Origin of the sequence: Bacillus sp. JJ634 (genome assembly GCF_036962285.1) — a bacterium.
In the GTDB taxonomy this organism is placed as follows: Bacteria; Bacillota; Bacilli; order Bacillales; family DSM-1321; genus Peribacillus; species Peribacillus asahii_A.
This window is the reverse complement of the sequence record NZ_JBALMU010000089.1, coordinates 1-25,921: the sequence shown is the minus strand read 5'-3', so window position 1 is coordinate 25,921 and position 25,921 is coordinate 1. Positions and strand designations below refer to the sequence as shown.

At 38.6% G+C, this 25,921-nt stretch carries 29 protein-coding genes and 1 pseudogene; 28 read left to right on the top strand and 2 right to left on the bottom strand.

The window, feature by feature from the left end; genetic code table 11:
* Nucleotides 1-4: 4 nt before the first annotated feature.
* The gene (locus V7068_RS14085) at nt 5-688 is read left to right on the top strand and encodes a response regulator transcription factor (protein ID WP_499713308.1); all 684 of its coding nucleotides are present in this window, start codon (nt 5-7) and stop codon (nt 686-688) included.
* A 127-nt stretch (nt 689-815) separates the two neighbouring features.
* Complete coding sequence (locus tag V7068_RS14080; protein WP_499713307.1) at nt 816-1,658, top strand: DegV family protein; 843 nt, start codon at nt 816-818, stop codon at nt 1,656-1,658.
* A gap of 118 nt (nt 1,659-1,776) precedes the next feature.
* Here V7068_RS14080 and V7068_RS14075 read toward each other — a convergent pair whose 3' ends face one another.
* Nucleotides 1,777-2,745 (bottom strand): nuclease-related domain-containing protein, encoded by a 969-nt coding sequence (locus V7068_RS14075; RefSeq protein ID WP_499713306.1) that lies wholly within the window; start codon nt 2,743-2,745, stop codon nt 1,777-1,779.
* A gap of 119 nt (nt 2,746-2,864) precedes the next feature.
* Between V7068_RS14075 and V7068_RS14070 the strand changes: the two genes are divergently transcribed.
* From V7068_RS14070 to hpf, 25 genes and pseudogenes are all read left to right on the top strand, one after another.
* On the top strand, nt 2,865-4,250 hold the full coding sequence (locus tag V7068_RS14070; RefSeq protein ID WP_499713324.1) for an ATP-dependent helicase ComFA: 1,386 nt from the start codon (nt 2,865-2,867) through the stop codon (nt 4,248-4,250).
* Between the two features lie 34 nt (nt 4,251-4,284).
* A complete protein-coding gene (locus tag V7068_RS14065; RefSeq protein ID WP_499713305.1) occupies nt 4,285-4,935 on the top strand; it encodes a ComF family protein in 651 nt (216 codons plus the stop codon).
* A 100-nt stretch (nt 4,936-5,035) separates the two neighbouring features.
* Nucleotides 5,036-5,446 (top strand): TIGR03826 family flagellar region protein, encoded by a 411-nt coding sequence (locus tag V7068_RS14060; RefSeq protein ID WP_499713323.1) that lies wholly within the window; start codon nt 5,036-5,038, stop codon nt 5,444-5,446.
* A 211-nt stretch (nt 5,447-5,657) separates the two neighbouring features.
* The gene (gene flgM / locus V7068_RS14055) at nt 5,658-5,921 is read left to right on the top strand and encodes a flagellar biosynthesis anti-sigma factor FlgM (RefSeq protein ID WP_499713304.1); all 264 of its coding nucleotides are present in this window, start codon (nt 5,658-5,660) and stop codon (nt 5,919-5,921) included.
* A 76-nt stretch (nt 5,922-5,997) separates the two neighbouring features.
* A complete protein-coding gene (locus V7068_RS14050) occupies nt 5,998-6,468 on the top strand; it encodes a flagellar protein FlgN (RefSeq protein ID WP_499713303.1) in 471 nt (156 codons plus the stop codon).
* Nucleotides 6,469-6,492: 24 nt separating this feature from the next.
* Nucleotides 6,493-8,133: a flagellar hook-associated protein FlgK gene (gene flgK, locus V7068_RS14045; RefSeq protein WP_499713302.1), complete on the top strand. Its 1,641-nt coding sequence runs from the start codon at nt 6,493-6,495 to the stop codon at nt 8,131-8,133.
* Nucleotides 8,134-8,151: 18 nt separating this feature from the next.
* Complete coding sequence (gene flgL / locus V7068_RS14040; RefSeq protein ID WP_499713301.1) at nt 8,152-9,093, top strand: flagellar hook-associated protein FlgL; 942 nt, start codon at nt 8,152-8,154, stop codon at nt 9,091-9,093.
* 44 nt (nt 9,094-9,137) lie between these two features.
* Nucleotides 9,138-9,689, top strand: a complete 552-nt coding sequence (locus tag V7068_RS14035) for a DUF6470 family protein (RefSeq protein WP_499713300.1) — start codon at nt 9,138-9,140, stop codon at nt 9,687-9,689.
* A 16-nt stretch (nt 9,690-9,705) separates the two neighbouring features.
* The gene (gene fliW / locus V7068_RS14030) at nt 9,706-10,149 is read left to right on the top strand and encodes a flagellar assembly protein FliW (protein ID WP_499713299.1); all 444 of its coding nucleotides are present in this window, start codon (nt 9,706-9,708) and stop codon (nt 10,147-10,149) included.
* Complete coding sequence (gene csrA, locus V7068_RS14025; RefSeq protein ID WP_499713298.1) at nt 10,149-10,379, top strand: carbon storage regulator CsrA; 231 nt, start codon at nt 10,149-10,151, stop codon at nt 10,377-10,379. Before fliW ends, csrA begins: the two co-directional genes overlap by 1 nt.
* A 141-nt stretch (nt 10,380-10,520) precedes the next feature.
* Complete coding sequence (locus V7068_RS14020; protein ID WP_499713297.1) at nt 10,521-11,687, top strand: flagellin N-terminal helical domain-containing protein; 1,167 nt, start codon at nt 10,521-10,523, stop codon at nt 11,685-11,687.
* An 81-nt stretch (nt 11,688-11,768) separates the two neighbouring features.
* Nucleotides 11,769-14,930: an Ig-like domain-containing protein gene (locus V7068_RS14015; protein ID WP_499713296.1), complete on the top strand. Its 3,162-nt coding sequence runs from the start codon at nt 11,769-11,771 to the stop codon at nt 14,928-14,930.
* 52 nt (nt 14,931-14,982) lie between these two features.
* Nucleotides 14,983-15,447 (top strand): annotated as a pseudogene (locus V7068_RS14010) (flagellin N-terminal helical domain-containing protein).
* A gap of 36 nt (nt 15,448-15,483) precedes the next feature.
* A complete protein-coding gene (locus V7068_RS14005) occupies nt 15,484-15,876 on the top strand; it encodes a hypothetical protein (protein ID WP_499713295.1) in 393 nt (130 codons plus the stop codon).
* Nucleotides 15,877-15,977: 101 nt separating this feature from the next.
* On the top strand, nt 15,978-16,184 hold the full coding sequence (locus V7068_RS14000; RefSeq protein WP_499713322.1) for an IS1096 element passenger TnpR family protein: 207 nt from the start codon (nt 15,978-15,980) through the stop codon (nt 16,182-16,184).
* 277 nt (nt 16,185-16,461) lie between these two features.
* The gene (locus V7068_RS13995; protein WP_499713294.1) at nt 16,462-19,044 is read left to right on the top strand and encodes a hypothetical protein; all 2,583 of its coding nucleotides are present in this window, start codon (nt 16,462-16,464) and stop codon (nt 19,042-19,044) included.
* A complete protein-coding gene (locus tag V7068_RS13990) occupies nt 19,041-19,340 on the top strand; it encodes an EscU/YscU/HrcU family type III secretion system export apparatus switch protein (RefSeq protein ID WP_499713293.1) in 300 nt (99 codons plus the stop codon). The genes V7068_RS13995 and V7068_RS13990 overlap by 4 nt, the downstream gene beginning before the upstream one ends.
* 59 nt (nt 19,341-19,399) lie before the next feature.
* Nucleotides 19,400-19,822, top strand: a complete 423-nt coding sequence (gene fliS / locus V7068_RS13985) for a flagellar export chaperone FliS (RefSeq protein WP_499713292.1) — start codon at nt 19,400-19,402, stop codon at nt 19,820-19,822.
* A 22-nt stretch (nt 19,823-19,844) separates the two neighbouring features.
* Nucleotides 19,845-20,798: a flagellin N-terminal helical domain-containing protein gene (locus V7068_RS13980; RefSeq protein WP_499713291.1), complete on the top strand. Its 954-nt coding sequence runs from the start codon at nt 19,845-19,847 to the stop codon at nt 20,796-20,798.
* Nucleotides 20,799-20,869: 71 nt separating this feature from the next.
* Complete coding sequence (locus V7068_RS13975) at nt 20,870-21,307, top strand: YaaR family protein (RefSeq protein ID WP_499713290.1); 438 nt, start codon at nt 20,870-20,872, stop codon at nt 21,305-21,307.
* Between the two features lie 88 nt (nt 21,308-21,395).
* A complete protein-coding gene (flaG, locus tag V7068_RS13970) occupies nt 21,396-21,749 on the top strand; it encodes a flagellar protein FlaG (protein WP_499713321.1) in 354 nt (117 codons plus the stop codon).
* Between the two features lie 11 nt (nt 21,750-21,760).
* Nucleotides 21,761-23,257 carry a flagellar hook-associated protein 2 gene (locus tag V7068_RS13965; RefSeq protein ID WP_499713289.1) on the top strand — a complete coding sequence of 499 codons (1,497 nt, stop codon included), beginning with the start codon at nt 21,761-21,763 and terminating at the stop codon, nt 23,255-23,257.
* Between the two features lie 18 nt (nt 23,258-23,275).
* Complete coding sequence (gene fliS / locus V7068_RS13960; RefSeq protein ID WP_499713288.1) at nt 23,276-23,677, top strand: flagellar export chaperone FliS; 402 nt, start codon at nt 23,276-23,278, stop codon at nt 23,675-23,677.
* Nucleotides 23,677-24,021, top strand: coding sequence for a flagellar protein FliT (fliT, locus tag V7068_RS13955; RefSeq protein ID WP_499713287.1), 345 nt, complete (start codon nt 23,677-23,679; stop codon nt 24,019-24,021). The genes fliS (V7068_RS13960) and fliT overlap by 1 nt, the downstream gene beginning before the upstream one ends.
* A 243-nt stretch (nt 24,022-24,264) precedes the next feature.
* Nucleotides 24,265-24,810: a ribosome hibernation-promoting factor, HPF/YfiA family gene (hpf, locus tag V7068_RS13950; protein WP_252282751.1), complete on the top strand. Its 546-nt coding sequence runs from the start codon at nt 24,265-24,267 to the stop codon at nt 24,808-24,810.
* A gap of 113 nt (nt 24,811-24,923) precedes the next feature.
* On the opposite strand, the gene V7068_RS13945 is transcribed toward hpf, so the two are convergent.
* On the bottom strand, nt 24,924-25,421 hold the full coding sequence (locus V7068_RS13945; protein WP_499713286.1) for a L,D-transpeptidase family protein: 498 nt from the start codon (nt 25,419-25,421) through the stop codon (nt 24,924-24,926).
* A 406-nt stretch (nt 25,422-25,827) separates the two neighbouring features.
* Between V7068_RS13945 and sinI the strand changes: the two genes are divergently transcribed.
* A partial coding sequence (gene sinI / locus V7068_RS13940) for a DNA-binding anti-repressor SinI (RefSeq protein WP_499713320.1) occupies nt 25,828-25,921 on the top strand: 94 nt, incomplete at its 3' end.

Sequence of the window (25,921 nt, the reverse complement as noted above, 5' to 3'; positions counted from 1 at the left end):
GCCGATGAAAACGAATATTGTTATTATTGATGACCATCAGCTTTTCCGTGAAGGTGTTAAGCGTATTTTAGATTTTGAAGCGTCTTTTGATGTGGTAGCAGAAGGCGACGACGGCAGCGAGGCGATGAATCTAGTTGAAAACTATCATCCGGATGTTGTCATTATGGACATTAATATGCCAAACGTAAATGGGATAGAAGCAACACAGCAGTTGATTCAGCAGTATCCAGAGACAAAAGTAATCATCTTATCGATTCACGATGATGAAAACTATGTACAGCATGCACTTAAAACAGGCGCTCAAGGCTATTTATTAAAAGAAATGGATGCGGATACTCTTATTGAAGCTGTACGTGTTGTAGCGGATGGAGGTTCTTATTTACATCCGAAGGTGACGCATAATCTAGTGAAAGAGTATCGTCGTCTAGTTTCAGATGAAAATACTAACCAAGATACAATCCACGCACCAGAGATTAGAAGACCGCTTCATTTATTAACAAGACGTGAATGTGAAGTTCTTCAGCTTTTAGCTGACGGACAAAGCAACCGCGCAATCGGTGAAACATTGTATATTAGTGAAAAAACAGTGAAAAACCATGTAAGTAATATTTTACAAAAAATGAACGTAAACGACCGTACACAAGCTGTTGTCTTAGCGATTAAAAACGGTTGGGTAGAAGTAAAGTAAATACGGTCTATTGATAAACCTGGCTCATCCTGTGAATGGGCCAGGCTTTTTACTATGCAAACTATTATGGTTTCCTTTACAATATGAACTACTAATAGAAAACTTTGAATAAGGATGGTTTTAATTTATGAAAACGGCAGTCGTAACTGACAGCACGGCCTATATCCCGAAGGAAGTCCGAGAGCGCTTGCATATCCATATGATCCCCCTGCAGGTCATTATGGGGGAAGAGGTATATGAGGAAGAAGTGAATCTAGATACGGATGATTTTTATGACAAGGTTAAACGAGAAGAGAAGCTTCCAACAACCTCGCAGCCGCCGATTGGACAATTTGTAGAGAAGTTTGAACAATTAGCAAGCGAGTATGACGCGGTCGTTTCGATTCATTTATCTAGTGGCATTAGCGGTACTTACCAAGGAGCAGTTTCCGCAGGTGAAATGGTCGATGGCATCGATGTTTTTGCGTTTGATTCGGAAGTGAGCTGTCATGTTCAAGGTTTTTACGTATTAGAAGCTGCACAAATGGCTTTAGACGGTAAAGGACCAGACGAGATTGTCGCAAGACTTAATGAAATGAAGCAATCAATGCGAGCATATTTCATGGTGGATAACTTATCTCACCTGCAACGCGGCGGTCGCTTAAGCAGTGCCCAAGCTTTAATCGGCAGCTTACTGCAAGTAAAGCCATTGCTGCATTTTGAAGACAAAGTGATTGTTCCTTTTGAAAAAATTCGCACCCGCAAAAAAGCGATGAAACGAATCTCTGATTTATTAGGAGAAGCAGTAGCCAGCGGAGAACCTTACAAAGCCGTGATTATTCACGCCAAACGTGAGGAAGAAGCAAAAGCATGGAAAGCAGAACTCGAATCGCAGCTTCCAAATGTAGAATTTGCCCTAAGCTACTTCGGTCCCGTCATCGGCACGCACCTCGGCGAAGGATCATTAGGATTAGGCTGGTATAAAGTGTGAAAAAGAAACGTCTTATTGGGAGACGTTTCTTTTTTGGGGCGGAATTTCGCCAATTTTTAAGTTAATTTAGCCAAAATGTAGCATAATCTCGCCAAATAGAGAGTTTATTTCGCCAATTTCAGTAAAAATCTCGCCAATTTAGATGATAGACCCTACTTTTGGTTGTTCCTTCATAAGGAATATGCATATTACGCAGCATTTTTGTGGCAATCGATACTGAATCCAACCTCAAAAAATCCCGTAATTCACGATTCGTAATCGTCGGCTTAATTAAGAGGGCGTAATCGCGGATGGCGGCTAGATGTGCATCACTTGAGCAATAGGAACAGCTTTGGCAGTGCCATTTGCCCCACTTTCTTTTCATTGGCAATGCTCTGCAATTCGGGCATTGCACACCGGTTAACAGCTCATTTGCTGAAATTTTATAAGTTGTAAGCAATTTTGGAATATAAGGAGTGTGCGCTTTTAACAGTAAATTTGTTAGTCGCTTCAAGTCTTTTTTAGATAAAATGTCTTCTTGATACTTTTCGGCAAGTGAATGAATTTTCAATGCTAAACTATTTCTCCTTACGACTTTTTCCGTAATCTCTTTATTTTTCGCACGCATAATTGTTAGTGAATTGGCGCTGACCACTAATGTTTCAATCGACATTGTAGGTATTTTTTTAGACGTGAGCCACTGCAGAAGTTGTGTACGCTGCCGATTCACTTGCAAAATCGGATCATCATAGGCTTGTGCTTGGTCATTTTTGGTTTGAATCAGCTGATGAAAATCATCATCGAAGTAAATTTCGCCGGCGATATTTTTCACCTCAAGAATGAGAAAAAATGATGAAGAAAGAATGAGGATGTCCAATTGGAATGGGTAAGGGGTACTGGGGATGCGCAGGTCATGAAAGAGAAGGTACTCTTTTTCGGGAAGCACTGCTAACACGGAATCAATCGATTGTTCGCCGCGGTAACCCGCTATACATTTGCCGAGCTCTGACTCTAAGACCGGGCGCTTTGGATGGGCAGCGGGTAATCGATAGAGCAATGCTTTAAGCAGTCTTGCTTTAATTGGAATTTCACATTGTTTTATAATCAAATTATCACTCCTTTATTAACAATTTTCAGCATTCATACTTGAAAATCCTTCTGGATGAAAAAGGAATCTGTCACAATACGTCGAACTCTTTAAAAAAGGAGGTTGAACATGTGAATACGATTTCTCACTCCCCGCTTTCTATCCCTCAACAAGCTTATTCCACCGAACTTCAGCATCATTTATTTGGCCGTCAATTGTTAGCGGCTGAAATTCCGTTTTCCCTCGATGTACTTGAGACACATATTGAACAAGGTTATGTCGCAAAAACGTTTGGTATTGAATTGGATCATTGTATTCGGTGCGGCAATCGAGACAAGCAGTTATTTTATACGTTTCCGTGTGCGATATGCGGGCAGCTCTGCACGTATTGTCGGTCGTGTATTATGATGGGGCGTGTGAGCGAATGTACGCCGCTGTATACGTGGACCGGTCCGGCCTATGAGTTCCGTGTTCCGAAAAGCGTGATGAATTGGTCAGGTACGCTTTCGGAAGGTCAACAAACTGCATCGGACCGAGTGAAGCAAGCCATTCTTCATCAAGAAGAGCTTCTCGTTTGGGCCGTTTGTGGAGCTGGAAAAACAGAAGTGCTGTTTGCGGGAATCGAAGCAGGACTGCTCGCTGGAAAGCGGATTTGTATTGCAACACCGCGAACAGATGTTGTACTGGAATTAGCGCCTCGGTTAAAAAAAGCATTTCCATTTATCGAAGTGGCTGCCCTCTATGGAGGCAGTGATGATCGACATAAGCTAGCGCCGCTTACCGTGGCGACGATACATCAGCTCTTTCGCTTTAAAGAAGCGTTTGATGTCATGATTATCGATGAAGTCGATGCCTTTCCGTATTCGATGGATCCTTCTCTTCACTATGCGGTACAAAAAGCAAAGAAGCAGACGGCTGCGACCATTTATTTAACGGCCACACCATCGAAACAAATGAAAAAGCAATATCGAAGCGGCAGACTTCAAGCGGTCACTATCCCGGCGCGCTATCATCGCCAGCCGATTCCAGTCCCTGAGATGAAATGGTGCGGCAACTGGGCGAAGCAGTTTCAGCAAAAGAAAATTCCGCACCCTGTTCAAGTGTGGGTAAACGAACGTCTACAAAGCAAAACTCCCATTTTATTATTCTTCCCAAATATTGCGGTGATAGAAATGGCAGGTCCTCTTTTTCAAAACCTCCCGGCCGTTTATGCAGAGCATCCGAATCGGAAAGAACGCGTGCAAGCATTGCGAGACGGTGAACTGCAAGGTTTATTAACAACGACGATTTTAGAAAGAGGCGTGACGATTGAGCGTTTAGAGGTTGCGGTTATTGGGGCGGAACACGAAGTTTTTACGGAAAGCGCCCTTGTCCAAATTGCCGGCCGCGTTGGACGCAGTTTCGATTACCCAACAGGGAACATTACTTTTTTTCATTATGGAAAAAGCAAGGCAATGGTAGAGGCAATCAAGCATATTACATCGATGAATGAAGAAGCGAGAAAGCGTGGGCTTCTCGATGGCTAATTGTTATATATGCTACGAAAAAATGAGAAAGCCGATGACATGGAGCAGTTTATTTTTAAGACGGCCGAAAAGCTGTATATGTTCAGAGTGCGAGAAGAAATTTGCTTGGATTTCTGGAGAAACATGTGCGATTTGTTCACGTGAGCTCGATGAATCATTTCGGCGTGAGCAGCTTTGTTTAGATTGCGTAAGATGGGAGAACAATCCTGAATGGGCCGGATATTTAACGAAAAATGTCTCGCTGCTTCATTACAATGATTTTTTAAAAGAGTTGATTGCGAAATATAAGTATCGCGGTGACTATGCTTTAGCGGAAGTGCTGGCGCCATTTATGAAGGAATGCCTGCAACAGGCAGAGTACGACCTCATTACAGTCATTCCGTTAAGCAAGGATCGCCTGCAAGAGCGCGGCTTCAATCAAGCCCAAGCTTTGCTTGATGTGCTGCAGATAAACAGTACAGAGCTATTAACGCGTATTCATACCGAAAAGCAATCGAAGAAATCGCGTCAAGAACGAATCAATTTACCGCAAATTTTTAAAGTGAAAAACCGAACGGCTATACAAGGGAAAAACATTGTCATCGTGGACGATATATACACAACAGGTTCTACTGTTCGGCATGCGGCTAAAGCATTGAAGCTTGCAGGGGCAGAAAAAATCGAAACAATGACGATTGCTAGGTAATATTTTTGCCGAATGTCTAAAGCATTCGGCATTTTATTCGATATAAATAGTACGAATGTACCGTTTTTGGTGGTTGAGGGGAGGAAAGAACGTGAATTTAATGAATTGCCCAAACTGTGGGGCACTTTTTGTGAAATCGAAATTTAGAGATGTATGTGAGTCTTGTTATAATGAAGAAGAAAAAAAGTTCGATGAAGTATATCAATTTATTCGCAAGCGCAGCAATCGAACAGCGACGATAGCACAAGTAGTAGAAGCGACCAACGTTGAAGAAGACTTAATCCTTAAATTTATTAAAACAGGAAGATTACGAATCTCACAATTTCCCAATTTAGGTTACCCTTGTGAGCAATGTGGGACGTTAATCCGTGATGGCCGAATATGTGAGGCATGTACAAAGAAATTACGAACAGAGTTGAAGAGTCTTGAAAAAGAAGAGCAGCGCAAGCGTGAAATGACAGAGCAGGAAAAGAAAGTTACTTATTTTGTGAAACAGAATTTACAAGAATAGAAACTGCAGGGAGACTTGCAGTTTTTATTCATATTAGGTATTTCTACTTACCATAAAAATGGTAAAATGTATCGAGGGAAAGATGCATTGAAACAATAAAAAAAATGAAGATGTGGCCGATAATAGAGGTAGGAGAATCAACAAACGATGATGAACGCAATATACATCGTTTGCTAAAAAACGAGTTGACCAAAGGGGGAGGCTTTGAAAAATGAAAATTCATTCTTTTGGTGTATCGAGGGTAAATCCTTATAATCTGCAAGCGAATAAAATGAACAATCAGAAGCTTTCTCATAAGAAAGCAGTCGATAAACTAGAGATTTCTTCGGAGGCTAAAGTGATGCAGCAAGGCTCCAGTATTCAAGCTGAAAGACAGGCAAAAATCGAACAGCTGAAGCGCCAAGTAGAGAATGGCACATATACGTTGGATTCAAAGGCCACAGCTAAAGGGATTATCGATTATTTTAAACGTTAATCAAACGTTTGATTAAAAAGGACGGATGGCCGTAATGTTCATCCGTCCATCATCTGTGTATAGAGGAGGAATGGAGATGTCCGCACAGCCAATCATCGAGGCACTCGAGCAATTAATTAAGCTTCACAAAGGCTTTAATAAACTAGCGAGTAAAAAAAAGAACATCATTATAGAAGGTGACACGGACACCCTTACCGCTCTTTTGATTGATGAACAGAAGTATGTGAAAGCTATCTCACAAATAGAAATCAAACGACAAGAAGCTGTTCAAATGTTCTTGAATAGTCAACAAAATGCTACGTTCGATCAGGTGATGGGAGAAGCATCTTCTTTTGAAGCAGAGATTTTACAGCGTTTAAAAATAGAGCTTCTAGAAGAAGTAACACAATTAAAAGAACAAAATGAGTTGAATCAACAATTACTCGTTCAGTCCTTGCAGTTTGTCAATCTATCATTAGATGTATTGCGACCGCAAGACCGAAACTATAATTACGGCAATGAACAAGCACCGAAGCAATCCATCAGCATGTTCGATTCAAAAGCATAGTACATAGAAAGAGAGGGTACATATATGGTTTCAACTTTTATGGGCTTAGAGACGTCAAAGCGCGGCTTGAATGTTGCTCAATCGGCCTTGTATACGACAGGCCACAATGTCGCCAATGCCAATACACCTGGATATTCACGTCAGCGTGTAAACTTAACACCAACGGACGGTTTTCCTACTCCAGGAATGAATAGTCCAAGAATTCCTGGTCAACTAGGAACGGGGGTTGAAGCGGGTTCTGTACAACGCATTCGTGATAGTTTTTTAGATGCACAATATCGCAGTCAAAATAGTAAGATTGGTTATTACAGTTCTTTGAGTGAATCATTGACGAAGATGGAAGAGATTTTGAATGATCCGTCAGAAAGCGGTTTATTGAACACGATGAATACGTTTTGGAATTCGTTAGAGGATTTAACGACGAACACCGATAATGCCGGGGCGCGAGCAGTTGTCGCCTCATCTGGACAAATGGTCGCTGAAACGCTGAACTACTACTATAATGCTTTAACGAGTGTGCAAGAGGACATTCGTTATCAAATTGGCGTAGAAGAAAGTGGGATTAATACAATTATCTCTAATATTCAGCGAATCAATGAAGATATTAGCAAAGTCGAACCGCATGGCTTTATTCCAAATGATTTATATGACGAGCGAGATATACTAGTCGACCAATTATCGCAGCTTGTCAATGTGAAAGTATCTGCTGTGTTTCCAGACAAATACGGAATTGCAGATAAAGCAGTCGCATCAGGACTTTATAACGTCGAATTAATCCAAGAAGACGGTTCTTCTTATATGCCGCCAATTAATCTTATTAGTGCAAATCATACAGGGCTTGTTGGTACAGCGGAAATTGAAGTACAAACAGGTGATTCTGGCGCAGTTAGTGGTGTAAAGATTGGAGATACAATATTAAAGGAATATAAATTTGGCGGTGAACTTGCTGGGTTGATTGAAAGTGCAGGGTATGAGGCGTTAAACGCAGATGGGACAACTAAATTAGATCCTGTTACAAGTAAACCCGTAATCGCAGGAAAATATCCAGACATGCTGCAAAAGCTGAATAATATGACGGAAGCTTTTGTGAATGAGTTTAATAGAGTTCATAAACAGGGGTATGTTTTAGGTGATAATTCGACTCAAGGTGGAGACTTCTTTGAAATTACACCCGGAAAGAACGCAGCAGAAACTATTAGAGTAAATGTTGAAATTATTAAAGATCCATCCTTAATAGCCGCTGGTGGGAAAAGTGGAGCCTCTGGAGATAACGAGAATGCTCATAGTTTAGCGGTTATTAAATCAAAGGATTTTAGTATGTATGGGAAAATTGCAGATCCAACTGATGCTTCCAAGTTAATAAATGATCCAGATGCAAAGCCTTTACCTGATGGATTAAACGGAACGTTCGACGCTTATTATGCAGGAATCATCGGTAATCTTGGTGTTGATTCTGCTAGTGTACAAAAGGATTATTCCAATGCTACCATTTTAGCAACTTCAGTAGATAAAAACCGTCAATCGGTGAGCGCTGTTTCTTTAGATGAAGAAATGACCGATATGATTAAGTTCCAGCAAGCATACAATGCATCGGCACGAATGGTAACGTTAGTCGACGAAATGCTCGATAAAATTATTAACGGTATGGGAACAGTTGGTAGATAAAAGACGGGGTGAAGATAGATGCGCGTAACACAATCGATGCTTTCCAATAATATGATTCGTAATATTAGCAACAGCTATAATAGGTTAGCTAAGCTACAAGAACAAATTACCACACAAAAAAAGTTTTCAAAACCATCTGATGATCCAGTCGCAGCGATGATGGGGATGAACTATCGAACAAGCTTAAACCAAGTTGAACAATATTCCCGGAATATTAGCGAAGCGACAAGTTGGGTGGAAACTACGGATTCCGCACTAGGAGAAGCGATTTCTGTGCTGCAACGAATGAGAGAGTTAACGGTACAAGCTAGTAATGGGACGTATGAATCGAACCAAAGAGGAAGTATCAATGAAGAAATCGAACAATTGAAACAACACTTGATTGATATTGGAGATACTCAACTTGGCGGGAAGTATATTTTTAATGGGTATGATACGAATAAGAGACCGTCGGATACGATTGTTCAAAATACGGATTCTACAAAACTTGGTTATACTGATCTGACGGAGGGTTCTGATAAAAATGTGGGTGCACCTAGTTACGGGAATGATGAAATAAAAATAGAAGTTTTTGATGGAATCACAATCCCGATTAATACAAGTGGAAGAGACACGTTTGGAACAGCTCTTAAAACAGGTGGTACGATTGATAAATTAATGACAAGTTTAAAAGGTGCCGATGAAGCAGATATCACAAATCGACTAGCAGAGCTAGATGAAACAATTAATGATTTTCTTAAAGAGCAAGCAAAAGTCGGTGCTAAGCAAAATCGGGTCGATTTGATGACGGATCGTCTTGGCCAACAAGAAGTATTTGCTCAAAAAATACTTTCTAGCAATGAAGATGTAGATATGGAAAAAGTCATTCTCGACTTTACGACACAAGAGAGTATTCATACAGCTGCATTAAGTGTTGGAGCGAAAGTCATTCAGCCGAGTTTAATTGATTTTCTAAGGTAAAGCTATTCTATATGGATAGCTTTTTTCTATAAGAGGTGAGAAGCATGCTGCAAATTAGAATGCAGTCTACGTTTATTCAAACAGGTTTAACCATCGAAGACCCTGTTCAACGTATGGAGCCATCAAAGGCGATTCAATCGATTGAACAGCCGCAAGCGACTCTTCATATCGAGAGAACCCCAGGGAGACTGACAATCGACCAAACAGAAGCGTGGGAACAGATGGATATTAAGCACATTTTTCAAAGGACCGCAGAATTAGCTCAGGAAGGGAAGCAAAAGGTATTAGAAGGAATCGCACGAAGATCGCGACAAGGCGATGAAATGATGCATATCGAAAGAGGCGGCAATGTACTAGGTGCACATGCCAAACAAAATAGTGAACGACCGACCAAACAATTCAACATTGGTTGGATTCCAACTCCATTCAGTGTCAAAATGCATTATAAACAAGCCAAACTGAATATCGAAGCTCAAACGCATAAACCAATTATTGATGTTCAAATTCAAAAGTCCATTCATGACTACACACCGGGTAGTGTGAAGACGAATGTTATTCAAGAAAATTCATTACATATTGATGTTGTAAATGTATAAGAAAGTAGGGATAAAGATGAAGATTTCTACAAAATTTCATGGTGAAATAGAGATGAATGAGGAAGAGGTTTATACATTCGAGAGCGGGATTCCAGGGTTTTTAGAGGAGAAACAATTTGGTTTACTACCACTCGGTGAAACGCCATTTTTTGTTCTTCAATCTATCAAAAAGCCAGAAGTCGCTTTCATTATGACGAATCCATTTGATGTGTTTCCAACGTATGAAGTGAACCTTTCTGATGAAGTACTAGCCGATTTACAAATCCAGCTCGAACAAGATGTGACGGTATTCACGATTTTATCGGTACGAGATCCATTTGAACAAACAACAGCCAACCTGCAAGCACCGATTATCCTCAATCACACGAAGAAATTAGGTAAGCAATACATCATGAAAACGGATAACTATACAACTCGTCATAAGCTTATCCCATCTCCAGTTAAACAGGAGGCCAAATAATGCTTGTACTTACGAGAAAATTAAACGAATCGATTATGATTGGCAATGGTATTGAGATTACGGTATTAGCTGTTGAAGGAGAACAAGTTAAGCTTGGTATTCAAGCCCCAAAGCATGTCGACATTCATCGGAAAGAAGTATATTTGTCCATTCAGGAAGAAAATAACCAAGCCCTAAATACTGAAGTCAACACTTTGACAAATTTAAGCGATTTTTTTCGAAAAAAATAAATGTATTCTCTAAATAAAACAGTAAAAGCACCGATATTAACAATGTAAGGTTGAATAGTGATATAGGCGGCCGACTTAATCACTATTTAACCGAAGTAACCACATGGATGTGGGAAATGAAAACTCAAGGAGGAAATAATAATGAGAATTAATCATAATATTGCGGCGTTGAACACTTATCGTCAGTTTGGTGCAGCGAATGCAGCACAATCTAAGTCAATGGAGAAGTTATCTTCAGGTATGCGTATTAACCGTGCTGGAGATGATGCAGCAGGTCTTGCAATCTCTGAAAAAATGCGTGGACAAATTCGTGGGTTAGACCAAGCTTCAGCAAATGCTCAGGATGGTATTTCATTAATCCAAACAGCAGAAGGTGCATTAAACGAAACGCAATCTATCTTACAACGTATGCGTGAGTTATCTGTTCAATCTTCAAATGATACAAATACGGATAGTGATCGTAAAGAGCTACAAAAAGAAGTAGATCAGTTAGTTGAGGAACTTGACCGTATCTCTAGTACAACGGAGTTCAATACAAAAACATTATTAGATGGTTCATTAAATGGTGTTACTGAAGAATTAGGAAGTGTGTCAATCAATAGTGGTGATAAAACTCAGTTTACTGGAGTTGCGGCTACAAATGCATCTGTTCTTGGTACACCAGGTGACGAACAGGATGAGTCCGTGAATGTAAAAGTAACTGATTACGATGCAACGGCAAGTGAATATGAGTTAACATGGACTACACAAGATGGTGACACAGGAACAACTACAGTAGCTGCGGCAGGGGCTACTGTTACAATAGCAACTGCAGCTGGTGGTAGCTACGATTTAACTGTTGCGGCTCTAACGAAAGACTCAATTGGTAAAGAGGTTACATTTACTTCTCGTGCTTCAGTTGAGCAATACGCTGATAACTCTTTATCATTCCAAATTGGGGCTAATTCCTCTCAAACTATGAGCGTTGGTATTGGCGATATGAGTGCAAGTGCACTTAAAGTGGATTCTATAGATATTACATCAGCGGAAAAAGCAGAAGCTTCTATTTCTGCAATTGATAAAGCAATTACAGATGTGTCTGCTGAACGTTCGAAGTTAGGTGCATATCAAAACCGCTTAGAGCACACAATTAATAACTTAGGTACATCTGCAGAAAACCTAACTGCTGCGGAATCTCGTATTCGTGACGTAGATATGGCGAAAGAAATGATGAATCAAACTAAGAATTCAATTCTTTCTCAAGCTGCTCAAGCTATGTTGGCTCAAGCTAACCAACAACCACAAGGCGTACTTCAATTATTACGTTAATTTGTTCTAAAAGAGCCTTAGAAATTTTTATTTCTAAGGCTCTTTTTTTAAAACAAAATTGTCGAGAAAGGAGAAAATTTAATGGTTAAGAGAGTTATAACTTTTATCACGTTATTTATACTGGTTTTTACATCTACTTTAGCTAGTGCAAATGAAGTGATTATTACGGACCCAACACCTGATACCACTCCCCCAGAATTAAGTAGCTTCACTATATCTGAAACTCAAGCTGCAGCTGGTATAACTATTCAATTTACTGCTGAGGCAACAGATGATTTATCAGGAGTATCTACTATTTACGTGTCTTATCGAAAACCTAGTGGGAATACAGAAGGGCTATATTTATATTTTAATCAATCTACTAATAAATTTGTTGGATCGATGAGTTTCTATGATTATTCAGAAAGCGGGATGTGGACATTAAATTATATTAATGTGGAGGACAAAAAAAGAAATGATGTTACGTATTATGATTTAAGTTCCTCTAATACTAGTGAGCACAAGATGGATTTTCGCCCCTATGCTATTCAAGTAGATGGTTCAGAGGATAGTACTCCTCCTGTTTTAAATAGCATATCAATATCTACATCTCAAATAACATCGAGTGGAAGTGTAAAAATAGTAGCAGATGCTAGTGATGATTCCTCAGGTGTTAATAGTTATATCTCAGTTTGGTTTAATAAGCCAAGTGGGCGTAGTATAAATGAATACTTACATTATAATAATAATACTGGGAAATTTGAAGGGAGTTTATCAATTGACAAATATGATGAGTTGGGTACGTGGAAGTTAAGTTCAGTTAGATTACAGGATAGAACGGGTAATAGTACCTATATATATCATTCTCTAACGATTTCAGACGACACACATAAAGACTTTAGTAATTGTAGCTTCAATGTTTCAGGTACGACACCTGATTTATTAGAATCATTTTTAGATAGTCTTGCTATAACTTTAGAAGGAACGACAGTAAAGTTGTATTCAACAGCTAGTGATAATTTATCTGGTGTTAGTTCAGTGTATGCAAATTATCAAAAACCTAGTGGAACTACATGGAATTATTATATGGGCAGAAATTCCAGTGGCCAATATGTGGTATCAATCCCCATAGATAAATATGATGAATTGGGGACATGGAAATTACGTTCAATTACTTTGTACGATGCCAAAGGAAACTATAAAACAATTAGCGATAGTTCTATTGGATATTATTACAATGAAACAAGGGATTTTAGTCCATTTCATTTTACCGTAAGAGGTGTTGTAACTATACCACCACCTGCACCGTTTAGTATAAATATAGATCCGAAATCTGTTACGCTAAACCCAGGAGATACACATCAGTTAAATGTAAAACTTAATATAACAGATGGTACTTCGAAAGACATAACATTTGAATCTGAAGGAACCACTTATACTAGTCCATACTCAGAGTTAAAAGTTGACCCTAATGGACTAGTTACTGTTAATGAGAGTGCCATACCAGGTGTTTACTATATACAAGCATCTAATAGTGGACTCACTGAGCAAGTCGAAATAATAATACCAGGTGAATTAGCTCCTAAAAGTTATCTGAAGATTACTCCTTTGAATATTAGTTTATCTGAAGGACAATCGAAACAATTACAAGTAATAGCTACTACTGAAGATGGAACAACAAAAGATGTGACATTTTCGGATAAAGCGGTTTATACAAGTGCAGATCAAACAATAGCAACTGTAAATGAACGAGGTTTAGTTCAAATACCATCAGGAGTAAAGTCAGGTTCAGTTAAATTAGCAGTGGACTACCTTGACACTAAAGGGGAGGTAACAGTCAATGTAATAGGTCCTCCCACTCTTAAGAGTATAGCGATGACACCGAATAACGGGGAAATAATTGCGGGTGAAACGATGCAATTAGCTCTTAGGGCAACAATGTCAGATGGAAGTACGAAAGATATAACAATGGGAGATAAAGGTACGGTTTATTCAACTTCGGATCCAAGTATTGCTAAAGTTGATTCGAATGGACTAATATCTTCGTCAATAGATTCAACTTTAGGTAAAGTAACAATTACCGCGACATATAACGGGTTAAAGGTTCAAAGTATTGTGACTGTGAAAGGTCCAGAAATAAAGAGTTTAACTATTACACCAGGGAAGAACATAACCCTTAATCGAGAAGGTACCCAACAATTGAGTGTTAAAGCGCTAATATCTGATAACACCACAAGAGATGTGACTACTAAAAGTGAAGGAACAACCTATACAAGTACGAATACTCTACGAGCTACAGTTGATGAAAATGGGAAGGTAACAATCCCGAGTGACGCGCCATATGGAACAGTGAGTATTTATGTGAAAAATGGAAATTACCAAGAAACGGTTATCATTACTATTGAGGAAGATCCAAGTACGATATTAAAAGATATAACAGTCTCTCCAGCGGGCGAAACAGTCAACTCGGGAGATACCTTAACGATTAAGGTAACGGGAACTTATGGAGATGGAAGTACGAAAGATCTGACAGCAGGAAGTGAAGGAACAACGTACACCAGCACGAGTACGCTCAGAGCAACGGTGGATGCAAATGGAAAGGTAACGATTCCAAGCAATGCGCCATTAGGCACAGTGAATATCTATGTGAAGAATGGAAGTTACCAAAAAACAGTCGTACTAACGGTAGAGGAAGGCACCGGTAGTGACCCAACAGGTCTAACGGTTTCTCCAGCGAGTGAAACAGTCAACCCAGGAGATACCTTAACGCTCAAGGTAACAGGAACGTATGGGGATGGAAGTACGAAGGACTTGACAGCGGGAAGTGAAGGAACAACGTACACCAGCACGAGTACGCTCAGAGCAACAGTAGATGCAAACGGAAAGGTAACGATTCCAAGTAATGCTTCATTAGGCACAGTCAATATTTATGTGAAGAACGGAAGTTATCAAAAAACAGTCACCTTAACCATTGCAGAAGATATAAGTAACGTATTGACAAGTTTATCGGCATCAGCAGCAAGTACAACGGTTCATCGGGGAGATAGTTTTAATTTAACAGTGACAGGAACGTATGGAGATGGAAGTACGAAAGATCTAGCAGCGGGAAGTGAAGGAACAACGTACACCAGCACAAGTACGTTAAGAGCAACAGTAGATGCAAATGGAAAGGTGACGATTCCAAATAGTGCCCCAAATGGCACAGTATATATTTATGTAAAAAATGGAACCTATCAAAAAAGAGTGATTCTAACAATCGAATAAAAGTAATAAATGTTAAACGATTTCTTTTTATTAGAAGTAGGGGGCTGGGAGTATACGGATTAATCATAATATTGCAACTTTGAACACATATAATCGTTTTTCTAATACCTCTAGCATGTTAGTAAAGTCTGCTGAAAAACTTTCTAGTGGTTTACGAATCAATCAAGCAGGTAATGATGCAGCTGGATTAGCTATTTCTGAAAAAATGCATGCCCAAATTAGAGGGCTTAGACAAGAGCAACGAAATATGCAAGATAGTATTTCTTTGTTACAAGTTGCTGAAGGTGGAATGTAAGAGATACATGAACTGTTTCAGAGAGGTCGAGAATTATCTGTGCAAGCTAAAAATGATACACTCGCTGATGCTGATAAAGAATCAATCCAAGTGGAAATAAATCAAATTGTCAAAGAGGTAGATAGAATAGCGAATAACACAGAATTTAACACAATTAAACTTCTAAATGTTACTTCAACAGCCGATGTTCAGGAACAAAAAAAGGCTGTTGAAGCTTTGTGAAAATATTGGTTGAAAAACAGTGAAGATTTAATATCCATGCATTATGGTTTGACATCCGATAGTGCCCTACTTGATATACAGTTCATTCAAAATTCAGGTGACGGAAGAGAGGCTTGGGTACAAGGTTCTTATTATACAACGGGAACCAATGGAAGATATTTTAATCAAAAACTAGTACTGGATATGAGTGACTTGTCTCCTGTATCTATGCCCAATGGTGGTGGGGCATGGATATCAAATGATAGGATTATAGCACATGAAATGGTCCATGCTGTAATGGGTAGAACGACTAATTTCCGAGACTTATCTGCATGGTTTAAAGAAGGTACAGAGGAATTTATTGCAGGAGCAGATGAACGGTTAAAGGTGGATTCTAATAACGGAGTGGATTTTGCTGCTCTGAAAAATGAGATAGATTCATGGGAATGAATTTGAAATTGATTATGGCTATAGGGATTGTAAGTTGCCGGCTGTTGGTTTTGATGAAACATCCGAAGAGTATCTTTTTATACAGAGGCAATATCTATTGAATCTTATTTTTCTATCTCTATGACTATGGTGATGGCTGGGAGCATTCGATAAGGACAATAGAAGACTTATTCATTTGGTCACCCGACATTACTCAATATAGAAGGCGGTTGTGCCCCAGAAGATGTCGGAGGCTAGGTGGTTACGAGGAGCTTTTAGAAGCACGGAGTAATCCCTCACATCCTGAACGTGAGCAGATGTGCGAATAGATACAGGCCAAGGGTATCAAGAATTAAATATAACTTGAATTAATAAATTGATGAAAAGTGTGTTGAATGTTGAAGTTGAAGAAGGTTATGTCACAGTGACTTTTCGGATTGTGGATATTCTGTGTATAACTTTGTGGAAAAACCCTAAATCCTATTTATTAATTAGGATTTAGGGTTTTTCTTTGTTTTTGTGAGAATATCCCTAGGATTTCCAATGAAAATCCTTCGTTATTAGCCGATACAAAGAGTAGGTTAATTAGAACGGGGTGTGATTCTGATGCAAATCATTCAGAACAATTATAGATTGATTTCACAAACAGCAGTTACTTCTTCGCAACCGAATGTTGGAGATTTGCTTCAAGTATCTGTGAAGGAACGAGTAGGTAATCAGGAAGCGGTTGTTTCGATGAAGGGAACGACCACAAAAGTTCAGTTTGAAGGTAATGTTCCAAAGCAAGATCAAGTGTTTGTTGAAATTACGGGAAAAACAGCTGAAGGAAATTATACGGTTAAGCTGTCTGATAAAGCTTCTAGTACATCCGCTGCTCCAGCTAGTATGTCGCAGAGTACGGATCCCGAATTAAATGAGATTGTGAAGGCTTTTTCATCGCGTGGAATATCATTGACAAAAGATCAAGTGAACGTGATGAAGGAGTTTATCACTAAAGGACCAGGAACAGCCGAACAAAAAGCAGAAACATTACGGGCAATGGCACAAAAGCAAATTGACGTTACAAATCATACGGTTAAAGCGGTACATGAAGCGTTAAATGGTAAACCATTATCAGCATCATTAATATCAGTGCTGGATGAATTAGGTGTACAACTTCAATCGAGAAATAATTCTGTGCCAGCTAAAAGCATGGCAACTGTTCGTAATGAAGTACAACGGGAACAGAATGTTGCAAACTCCATTCAAATAGTAGAAAATTTTTTAAAAAATACGGATTTGAATGAAGCGATTAAAAAGAGATTGGAACAAAGTGTTGCAGAAGTGAAGAAACTATCACAAGCAGGACAACCAGCTCAAGCGAAGGCACAGTTAACACAAACGTTACATCAACTCGAGCAAAATTTACAAGTCGAGGAATCACCAAAGCCAACGGCGGCTCTAAATCAATTAAAAGACAGAATTACACAAGAGCCGAATATCTTTAAAGCGATTGAACAAACGAAAGAAGCCATAAAAATACCAGGAATGCCAACGCAAGCGATTCAGAAGCTTGAACAAGCGGTTCAGGAAGCAATGAAACTTCAATCGATTGGTCGAGATGTTCAAGCGAAAATTCAACTAACTGGTCATCTGAATCAGTTGTTGCAATCTTTAGGAACAGCTGAAGCCAGTGCTACAACTGCGAATGAGGTAGCTCCAGAGCAAAAAAGTCTTCCTGTAGCCTCTAAAGACACAAATATAGCAGAGACAATACGAAATTTAGTAAAAGATGTACAAAAAGATCCGTCATTCGCCAAAGTGCTTGATAAAACAGCGGCACTGCTCGCTGAACAAGGTGCAAATGAAGAATTAACTGAATTGAAACAGGCATATGACAAAGCGCAACAGCTTCAAGAAAGTGGACGTGAATTAACAGCAAGACGAGAACTGTCAAATGCCCTTTCGAAAGTCGAACAGAATCTCGGCATTCAGCAACCTGCTTCTCAAGAGAATACATTATCGCAAGCGGAACAATATGCGATTAACGAAGCGGTTCAAACGTTAAAATTAGATTCGCAAAATATCATGGTGACTGAAATTACGAAGAAGCTATCACAAATGGCGATTGATTTTAAAACACTAAAGCGCGAGATTACAAGAAATCTAGATAATATTTCAAAAATACTTAAAAACCGAAATATTTTACCGCAAGCCAATGTAAAGCAAATTTTAGAGTCAACGATTCATAAGCTCGATAATGCAATTTTAAAGGGAGACTATTTGCTTTACACAGATATGTCGACAGAAAAGAAAATGCTTGCCGCAAGCTCTCAGTTGGCGGAAGTGAAAAAGTTACTAGCTAAAGATGAAATGAGCGAAGCGAATAAAATTGTCAAAGAAGTAAAGGCAAATATCGAAAACATTGTGTTCAAGCCTTCGGATGTAAAGGTGAAGCATTTTGTTTCAGACAAGCTTGGTTTAGAAAACTTTTCTTCAGCACGTCAAATGGCCAGCACAGTTGAACAAGCAGTGCAGCCTTTTACAAACAGTGAGCCTTCAGCACGTCAAATGTATGACACGATTCGGAAACTCGGTTTAACACATGAACATGATGCTGGTTTTTCACTTGTTTCCAAAAATGGAACGCCAGCTGACCCGCAGCAAACCGAAAATTTAAAAGCAACGCTAATGAAAATGGTGAAAAATGAAGAGATGAAGCCACAGCTTATGCAGCAAGTAGAGCAGACTGTAAATAATATTACCGGTCAACAGCTTTTGAATAAGCAAGACTCTTCAGGTATGCAAAATCTATTTTTCCAGCTGCCATATATGATGGAAAAACAAGTAGAAAACATCAAAATATATGTCAATTCACGAAAAGATGGTGAGAAAGTAGATTGGGAGAACTGCAGTATCTATTTTGTGCTAGAAACGAAGCGTTTAGGCGATATCGGAGTTCTTCTGTCTTCTTCTGAGAAAAATGTGAGCCTTACGTTCCGTAGTAATAAAGAACAGTTATCGGAGAAATTGGAGGGTTTTACAGAAGTGACGCAAGAGCGTTTCTGCGAAATTGGCTATCAGTTACAGACGATGAACGTGAAGCCTCTCAATGAACCACAGGCAAGTGCGTCAACAGAAGAACACGTTACGGAAAAAGCAAAATTAGCTCCGACTTTTACGGAGAAGGGATATGATTTTTCAATATGAGGAATTCACTATACGTTAACCAAAAAAATAAAAAAAAGGTGAGTGAACCGACGGCGGCTGTGATTCGGTATGATGACAGCAAAGGAGCGGTGCCGACTGTCGTGGCTCACGGTTCTGGTCAAGTAGCCCAAAAAATTATGGAGCTGGCGAAGCAAAATAATATTCAAATGCAACAAGATGAATCGTTAGTGAGTGCTTTACTAAACGTTGATCTTGGGGAGTCAATTCCGCCGCAATTATATGCGGTGATGGCCGAGATTTTAATATTATTGGAAGAGCTCGATCAAAGTTATTAAAAGTTAGATAGCTTTTACCGATAATTATAGTAGCTAAGTTAAAAGGTGGAGATACAAAAGTGGAATTTCTTTCAGAAGAGATGATTTATCAAAAGACACCACAAGAATTAACAGCGTTTTTGTATGAAGGATTAATTGAAAACTTAGAACAAGCTATGACCTTAATTGAAAAGAAAGATTATATAGAATCGAACAAAAAACTACAAAAAGCAAATGATATTCTCCATAGATTAGGTGTTGGTTTAAAGTATGAAGCAGGTCCGATTGCTGAACAATTGGATAGGCTATATAAGTTTATGGCGGATGAGCTAGTCGCAGCCAACCTAAAAAAAGATACGGAAAAAATTCAAGGCGTACTCAAAATTGTTGGAGAAATAGCAAGTGCTTGGAGTATCGCATTGAAAAAGACTCCAAATCCAACGCAAAAAATAAATCGAAAAGTTGCAGCGTATGAATCTAGCATTACGAGAATAAATCAATAAGTTACATAGAGGAGATAAATACATGAAGATCAATCATAATATTACAGCATTAAATGCTTATAGAAATTTATCGGTAAACAACTCTACTACGGCAAAAAGTTTAGAAAAGCTTTCTTCTGGATTACGTATTAACCGCGCCTCAGATGACGCAGCAGGCTTGGCCATCTCTGAAAAAATGCGTTCACAAATCCGTGGTCTAGATACTGCTCAGCGAAATGCACTAGATGGAATCTCGTTTATTCAAACAGCTGAGGGAGCATTATCTTCTACGCACTCTATTTTACAAAGAATGCGAGAATTAGCGGTTCAGGCCGCTAATGATTCTAATACGGATGTAGATCGAAAAGCTATACAAGAAGAAGTGAATCAATTAACAAATGAAATTAATCGTATTGCTAATACGACGGAATTTAATACGAAAAAGCTTTTAAATGGAGACTTGGAAATTAAGAGTGCTGAGGAAGATAACTCGGCTACCTTACAAATTGGAGCGAATGCTGGTCAAACTGTTAATCTCGAGCTTAAAAATATGAGTGCAAAGGCTCTTGGTGTAAGTGTGAGTGGAGCAGGCGAAGGACAAGAGATTGAACTACTAAATGGTGAAACATTAACAGTTTGGTATACAGCTACACCACAGGTCAATGACGGTATGTCTAAAGAATCTATTGAGTTCGGACTAGATATTTCTTCAAATGAAAAAGCCTCGGCTGCCATTACTGTTCTTGATGATGCTATTCAAAGGGTATCTGCTGAACGTTCTCGTATGGGGGCTGTTCAAAACCGTTTAGAGTATGCGATAGATAATTTGAAATATATGAGTGAAAACGTCACAGCTTCTGAATCTCGTATTCGTGATTTAGATATGGCCCTTGAAATGACAGCTTATACAAAGAATAATATCCTTGTTCAGTCAGCTCAAGCAATGCTTGCACAAGCAAACCAAATGCCTCAAGGCGTGCTACAATTATTAAAATAATAGTATCAAGTGAAAGGAGAGGGGGATTCCTCTCCTTTTTTACAATATCTCGCTAAATTAGGTGATAAACAATGGACGTTCAACGAATTAGTAAAGCAACCCTTAATGCTATACAGGGAAAAGGGGAAGTCGCTAAAGACTCGATTCACTTTCAAGCGATGATGGATAAAAAGCGCCAAGAGACGACGTATGATCGTTTAACAAAGAAAGTCGCTGAAATTGAATCACAAGGAAAGAAACTAGCAGATAACCATTCGGTTGAAAATTTACGTAAATATAAAAAGATGGTTAAAGAATTCATGGAAGATGCGGTGAAGAACGGCCTTGAATTAACCGAGCATCGCGGTTTTAATCAACGCGGTTCAACAAAAGTGTATAAGCTTGTGAAAGAAGTCGATAAGAAATTAATTGATTTAACGAACGAAGTGCTGGATAAAGAGAAAAAAGGTTTAGGTATCCTTAATATTGTTGGTGAAATTAAAGGGATGCTAATCAATATTTATACGTGACTTTGTAATTTAATCAAACGATTAATTGAAAACCATCGTATTTTTTCCGATATAAATAATAATTAGACACATATCGGAGGCGAACATGATGTTAGAGAACCTTTCTACAAATGTTCTTTCCTCACAACTTAGGACGGCTATCTCAGAAGGAATGAACGGTTACTTTCAGAATGAAGCAAAAGTTATCAATGAAACGGCGTACATCCAACAAAAAGTAAGTAAAGAACAAGTACAAGAAGCAGTAGACGGGTTAAATCAATTTTTACAACCGACGAACACGTCTATTCGTTTTGAGTATCATGAACAGTTGAATGAATACTATGTCAAAGTAGTGGACGATAAAACAGAAGAAACAATAAGAGAAATACCATCAAAGAAACTATTAGATTTCTATGCAGCGATGACGGAATTTGTTGGATTAATGGTAGATAAGAAAATATAGAGGGTGAAAGTATGGTAATGCGAGTTAGTGGGTTAGCAAGCGGGATGGACATTGATGATATTGTATCAAAACTAATGACAGCTCAACGTGTTCCTTTAGATAAGCTATATCAAAAGAAAACGTATACAGAATGGCAACGTGATGATTACCGTACGGTAAATACGGCATTATCGGAATTAGATACCCTTATTCGTGACGGAATTGGGAAGCAAGCCTCTTTTATTAAAAAGACGATAACGGTATCAAATCCGGATGCGGTTTCTGTTAGAAATATTAATTCGACAAGTGATTTTTCGGGAACTATAAAAGTGAATACTCTAGCAACAGCATCAACTATTTATAGTAATACAGCTACAGAAATCACTGATTCGACAGCAAAGTTATCTACTTACGGAATCGCTACTCAGGAAATTAGCATTCGGGCAATGAATAAAAGCGGACAAATGGAAACAAAAAACGTGATTATTACAGAAGATGATACCATGGATAGTCTAATAACAAAAATAAATTCACAAACAGATGTGAATGCATTTTTTGATAAGGATTCTAAAAAAATATCATTTGCAGCTAAATATACTGGAAACAGTGGCGAGGGTATTACATTAAATGGGGATGTAACTGGAGATGGAAGTAAAGACTTCTTTAAGATGATTTTCTCTAATGATGAACGCGATTTTACCGCTAATACAGGGGGAAATGCTAAAGTCGAATATAATGGAATGTTAATTAATCGTTCATCCAACATATTTACCATTAATGGAGCCGAAATTACGCTGAAAAAAGAAATGGCTGCTACAGAGCCGCCGGTTACCTTCTCATCCACAGCTGATGTAGACACCATTTTTGATACGGTTAAGAAGTTTGTTGATAGCTACAATGGGTTAATTGCTACAATTAGCAGTAAAACAAGCGAAAAGAAAAATTCTGGTTATCCACCACTTACAGATGAGCAAAAGAAAGAAATGACGGAGGATCAAGTGAAAAAGTGGGAGGAGCAGGCGCGAAAAGGTACATTGCGTCGGGATTCTACTTTAACAAGTTTACTTACAAAAATGAGAACGTCTCTTTATACACAAGTTGAAGGTACATCTTTAGGGACTCTGGATCAAATCGGCATTACTACAACGAAAAACTATCTCGAGGGTGGAAAGTTAGAGATCGATGAAGAAAAGCTGAAAGCAGCGATTGCAGAGGATCCCAATGCTATCTATGAATTGTTTATGCAGGATGGCGATTCGAAAGAAGGTAAACAAGGGATAGCTAGAAGATTAAGAGCGGAACTTAGTGCGGGAATGAAAACTATTAGTGAAAAGGCTGGAAGTGCCTCATCAGTTAATAGTTCTTTTACATTAGGAAAATTGTTAAATGAATATGATAAAAAGATTGATAGTTTTAATGATCGTCTAACTGCACTTGAAACTCGATACTATAAACAATTCACAGCGATGGAGACAGCTATTAATAAAGCTAATAGTCAAAGTACCTCATTAATGCAATATTTTAGTTAAGGAAAGGATGAAATGATGATGGCTATGAATAATCCATATCAATCGTATCAACAAAATGCAGTGAACACAGCATCGCCAGGAGAGCTGACATTAATGCTTTATAATGGATGCTTAAAGTTCATTACATTGGCTAAAAAGGCAATAAGTGATGGAAACGTAGAAGGGAAAAATACAAATTTAATCAAGGCGCAAAATATCATTCATGAATTTATGGTTACATTAAATATGGACATACACGTTTCGAAAGAATTGATGGTGATGTATGATTACTTACATCGTCAACTAGTTGAAGCGAATATAAAAAGTGATTTGGCTATTTTAGAAGAAGTAGAAGGTTTTGTAGTGGAACTTCGCGATACATGGAAGGAAGCAATTCAATTGAATCGTCAAAGTCAATTTGCGACGAGCGGACAAGCTTAATGGAAGCTCTTCAAACGTTTTATGAAGCAACAAATGAATTAATCAAGGTGTTGCAGCAAGATGAACAAGATCGAGATGTTCGAATTGAACAGATACAAGCCTTATTGAATCAGAGGGAAGAGCTGTTGAAGTCTATTCAACCACCATTTTCTGAGCACGAACAAGTATTAGGTAAACAGCTTGTTCAACTGAATCAACAAGTAGAACAGTTACTGCAAAAGCAGAAACGAGAGATTCAACAAGATATGAAGCAGCTTAGTCTTCAGAAGAAATCAAATAAGAAATATACGAATCCTTATGAGTCTCTTGCAACAGATGGCGTGTTTTACGATAAGCGAAATTAATAAAGTAGATTGTGACCGCTTAAACCCCAAGCGGTCATTTTTTATAATCGTTCACAGTCTTTTCATTATTATTTTTCAGAAAATTCTGCTATAATTAACCTATAAGAAAGATACAACATCTTTCTCACCGGTTCCGATTCATTTTCCAATCATTCGATGTAAATTCTTCTCGAATTTTAGAGGAATTTGGAAGCGGTCTATAGAATGTTAATGTATAGTCTTAATTTAAGGAGGACTCACTTTATGAATTACAACGTACGCGGTGAAAACATTGAGGTAACTCCAGCAATTCGAGAATACGTAGAGAAGAAAGTTGGCAAGCTAGAGCGTTATTTTAATAGCACTCCAGATGCTAATGTATCGGTCAATTTAAGAGTGAATCCAGATCATACATCTAAAGTAGAAGTGACAATTCCAATGTCGAATTTGGTTCTTCGGGCCGAAGAAGAAAATGCTGATATGTATGCAGCCATTGATTTAATTAATGATAAGCTTGAACGCCAAATTCGTAAACATAAAACAAAAGTAAACCGTAGATTCCGTTCTAATGGATCACCAGCAGAATTGTTTGCTGTAGGGCTTGAATCCAATGTTGCAACGGAAGAGGAAGAAATCGAAGTTGTACGTAATAAACGTTTTGACTTGAAACCGATGGACAGTGAAGAAGCGATTTTGCAAATGAATTTGCTAGGTCACAATTTCTTCGTTTATACAAACGCTGATACAAATGCAACAAATGTTGTGTATCGCCGTAAAGATGGCCGTTACGGATTAATCGAAACGAAATAAATAGAATCGACGAAAAAAGCCGCTGATGTTCAGCGGTTTTTTTATGTCGTTTTCCCAAAAGTCACAGCGACTTTTCAAGTTGTGGGTATCATGTGTATAAATCTGTGGATAACTTAACTTTGAATCATCACTCTAGTTCCGTTTGGGATTTGCCTGGCTAGTTCGAGTACGTCTTTGTTATGCATTCGAATGCACCCTTTTGATACGGCTTTTCCAATGGAGGAGGGATCATTGGTACCGTGAATGCCATAGCCTGCTTTGGACAAGGAAAGCCACATGACTCCATATGGGCCGCCTGGATTGGGCTCACGGTTCACAACGACAAATTGGCCTACGGGTGTTTGGGATAGCATTTTGCCAACTGCAATCGGGTAGGTTTTGATGAGTTGATTTTGACGAAATAGTTGTAGTGTGCGTTTATTTTTTGATACAACTAGGTGAAAAGGAATTGTGTTGGGGTCTGGTAAGCCAGGGATAAGAATGCGTTGTCCCGGCATGATGAGATTCATATTTGTGATTTGCGGATTAGCCGCCACTAGCTGGGCAAAAGGAACACGATAATCTCTGACGATGGATGCCAGCGTTTCACCATATTTTACGATATGGAACATGATTGGTCCTTCCTTCCTTTTTTATCATGTATATTAAAGGGAATACCTATTTGTGTAGAAAGTCTTTAATACTGTGAAAATAGGAAAAAGGTAATTTTTATTCTTAAAAAAGAACAAAAGTCGCCTTTTTACTGCATGAAATGGAGACATTCCCTCTTTGTTTTACGATAAATGGCGCGAAAATTGGTAAAGAAATAGGAAAGTTGCAAAGATTGTCGAAAAAAAATGGTAATTTTTACAGATTAATGACAGTAAATGGCTCGCTGAAAAAGAATGAATCTATTATAATAGGCTTATCCCAACATTAGTTTAGTGATTCAAAAGGTCTGATTGTTAAAATAAATATAGTTCAGTAGTTGGATTCTAAAACCTAACATATAAGAAGTAGTTTAGGAGGGGGTCATGAGTGGGCGAAGAAGAGTTAGATCAAGAATGGGTGGAATTAATAATGGAGGCCCGTAAAAAAGGCATGACGAAAGAAGATATTCTCTTTTTTTTAA

What these genes read in the sequence shown, in the direction of transcription:
- V7068_RS14085 (WP_499713308.1), top strand. Translation starts at nt 5, where the DNA reads ATGAAAACGAATATTGTTATTATTGATGACCATCAGCTTTTCCGTGAA.
- V7068_RS14080 (WP_499713307.1), top strand. Translation starts at nt 816, where the DNA reads ATGAAAACGGCAGTCGTAACTGACAGCACGGCCTATATCCCGAAGGAA.
- V7068_RS14065 (WP_499713305.1), top strand. Translation starts at nt 4,285, where the DNA reads ATGACATGGAGCAGTTTATTTTTAAGACGGCCGAAAAGCTGTATATGT.
- V7068_RS14060 (WP_499713323.1), top strand. Translation starts at nt 5,036, where the DNA reads ATGAATTGCCCAAACTGTGGGGCACTTTTTGTGAAATCGAAATTTAGA.
- flgM (WP_499713304.1), top strand. Translation starts at nt 5,658, where the DNA reads ATGAAAATTCATTCTTTTGGTGTATCGAGGGTAAATCCTTATAATCTG.
- V7068_RS14050 (WP_499713303.1), top strand. Translation starts at nt 5,998, where the DNA reads ATGTCCGCACAGCCAATCATCGAGGCACTCGAGCAATTAATTAAGCTT.
- flgK (WP_499713302.1), top strand. Translation starts at nt 6,493, where the DNA reads ATGGTTTCAACTTTTATGGGCTTAGAGACGTCAAAGCGCGGCTTGAAT.
- flgL (WP_499713301.1), top strand. Translation starts at nt 8,152, where the DNA reads ATGCGCGTAACACAATCGATGCTTTCCAATAATATGATTCGTAATATT.
- V7068_RS14035 (WP_499713300.1), top strand. Translation starts at nt 9,138, where the DNA reads ATGCTGCAAATTAGAATGCAGTCTACGTTTATTCAAACAGGTTTAACC.
- fliW (WP_499713299.1), top strand. Translation starts at nt 9,706, where the DNA reads ATGAAGATTTCTACAAAATTTCATGGTGAAATAGAGATGAATGAGGAA.
- csrA (WP_499713298.1), top strand. Translation starts at nt 10,149, where the DNA reads ATGCTTGTACTTACGAGAAAATTAAACGAATCGATTATGATTGGCAAT.
- V7068_RS14020 (WP_499713297.1), top strand. Translation starts at nt 10,521, where the DNA reads ATGAGAATTAATCATAATATTGCGGCGTTGAACACTTATCGTCAGTTT.
- V7068_RS14015 (WP_499713296.1), top strand. Translation starts at nt 11,769, where the DNA reads ATGGTTAAGAGAGTTATAACTTTTATCACGTTATTTATACTGGTTTTT.
- V7068_RS14005 (WP_499713295.1), top strand. Translation starts at nt 15,484, where the DNA reads ATGCATTATGGTTTGACATCCGATAGTGCCCTACTTGATATACAGTTC.
- V7068_RS13995 (WP_499713294.1), top strand. Translation starts at nt 16,462, where the DNA reads ATGCAAATCATTCAGAACAATTATAGATTGATTTCACAAACAGCAGTT.
- V7068_RS13990 (WP_499713293.1), top strand. Translation starts at nt 19,041, where the DNA reads ATGAGGAATTCACTATACGTTAACCAAAAAAATAAAAAAAAGGTGAGT.
- V7068_RS13980 (WP_499713291.1), top strand. Translation starts at nt 19,845, where the DNA reads ATGAAGATCAATCATAATATTACAGCATTAAATGCTTATAGAAATTTA.
- V7068_RS13975 (WP_499713290.1), top strand. Translation starts at nt 20,870, where the DNA reads ATGGACGTTCAACGAATTAGTAAAGCAACCCTTAATGCTATACAGGGA.
- flaG (WP_499713321.1), top strand. Translation starts at nt 21,396, where the DNA reads ATGTTAGAGAACCTTTCTACAAATGTTCTTTCCTCACAACTTAGGACG.
- V7068_RS13965 (WP_499713289.1), top strand. Translation starts at nt 21,761, where the DNA reads ATGGTAATGCGAGTTAGTGGGTTAGCAAGCGGGATGGACATTGATGAT.
- fliS (WP_499713288.1), top strand. Translation starts at nt 23,276, where the DNA reads ATGGCTATGAATAATCCATATCAATCGTATCAACAAAATGCAGTGAAC.
- fliT (WP_499713287.1), top strand. Translation starts at nt 23,677, where the DNA reads ATGGAAGCTCTTCAAACGTTTTATGAAGCAACAAATGAATTAATCAAG.
- hpf (WP_252282751.1), top strand. Translation starts at nt 24,265, where the DNA reads ATGAATTACAACGTACGCGGTGAAAACATTGAGGTAACTCCAGCAATT.
- V7068_RS13945 (WP_499713286.1), bottom strand. Translation starts at nt 25,421, where the DNA reads ATGTTCCATATCGTAAAATATGGTGAAACGCTGGCATCCATCGTCAGA.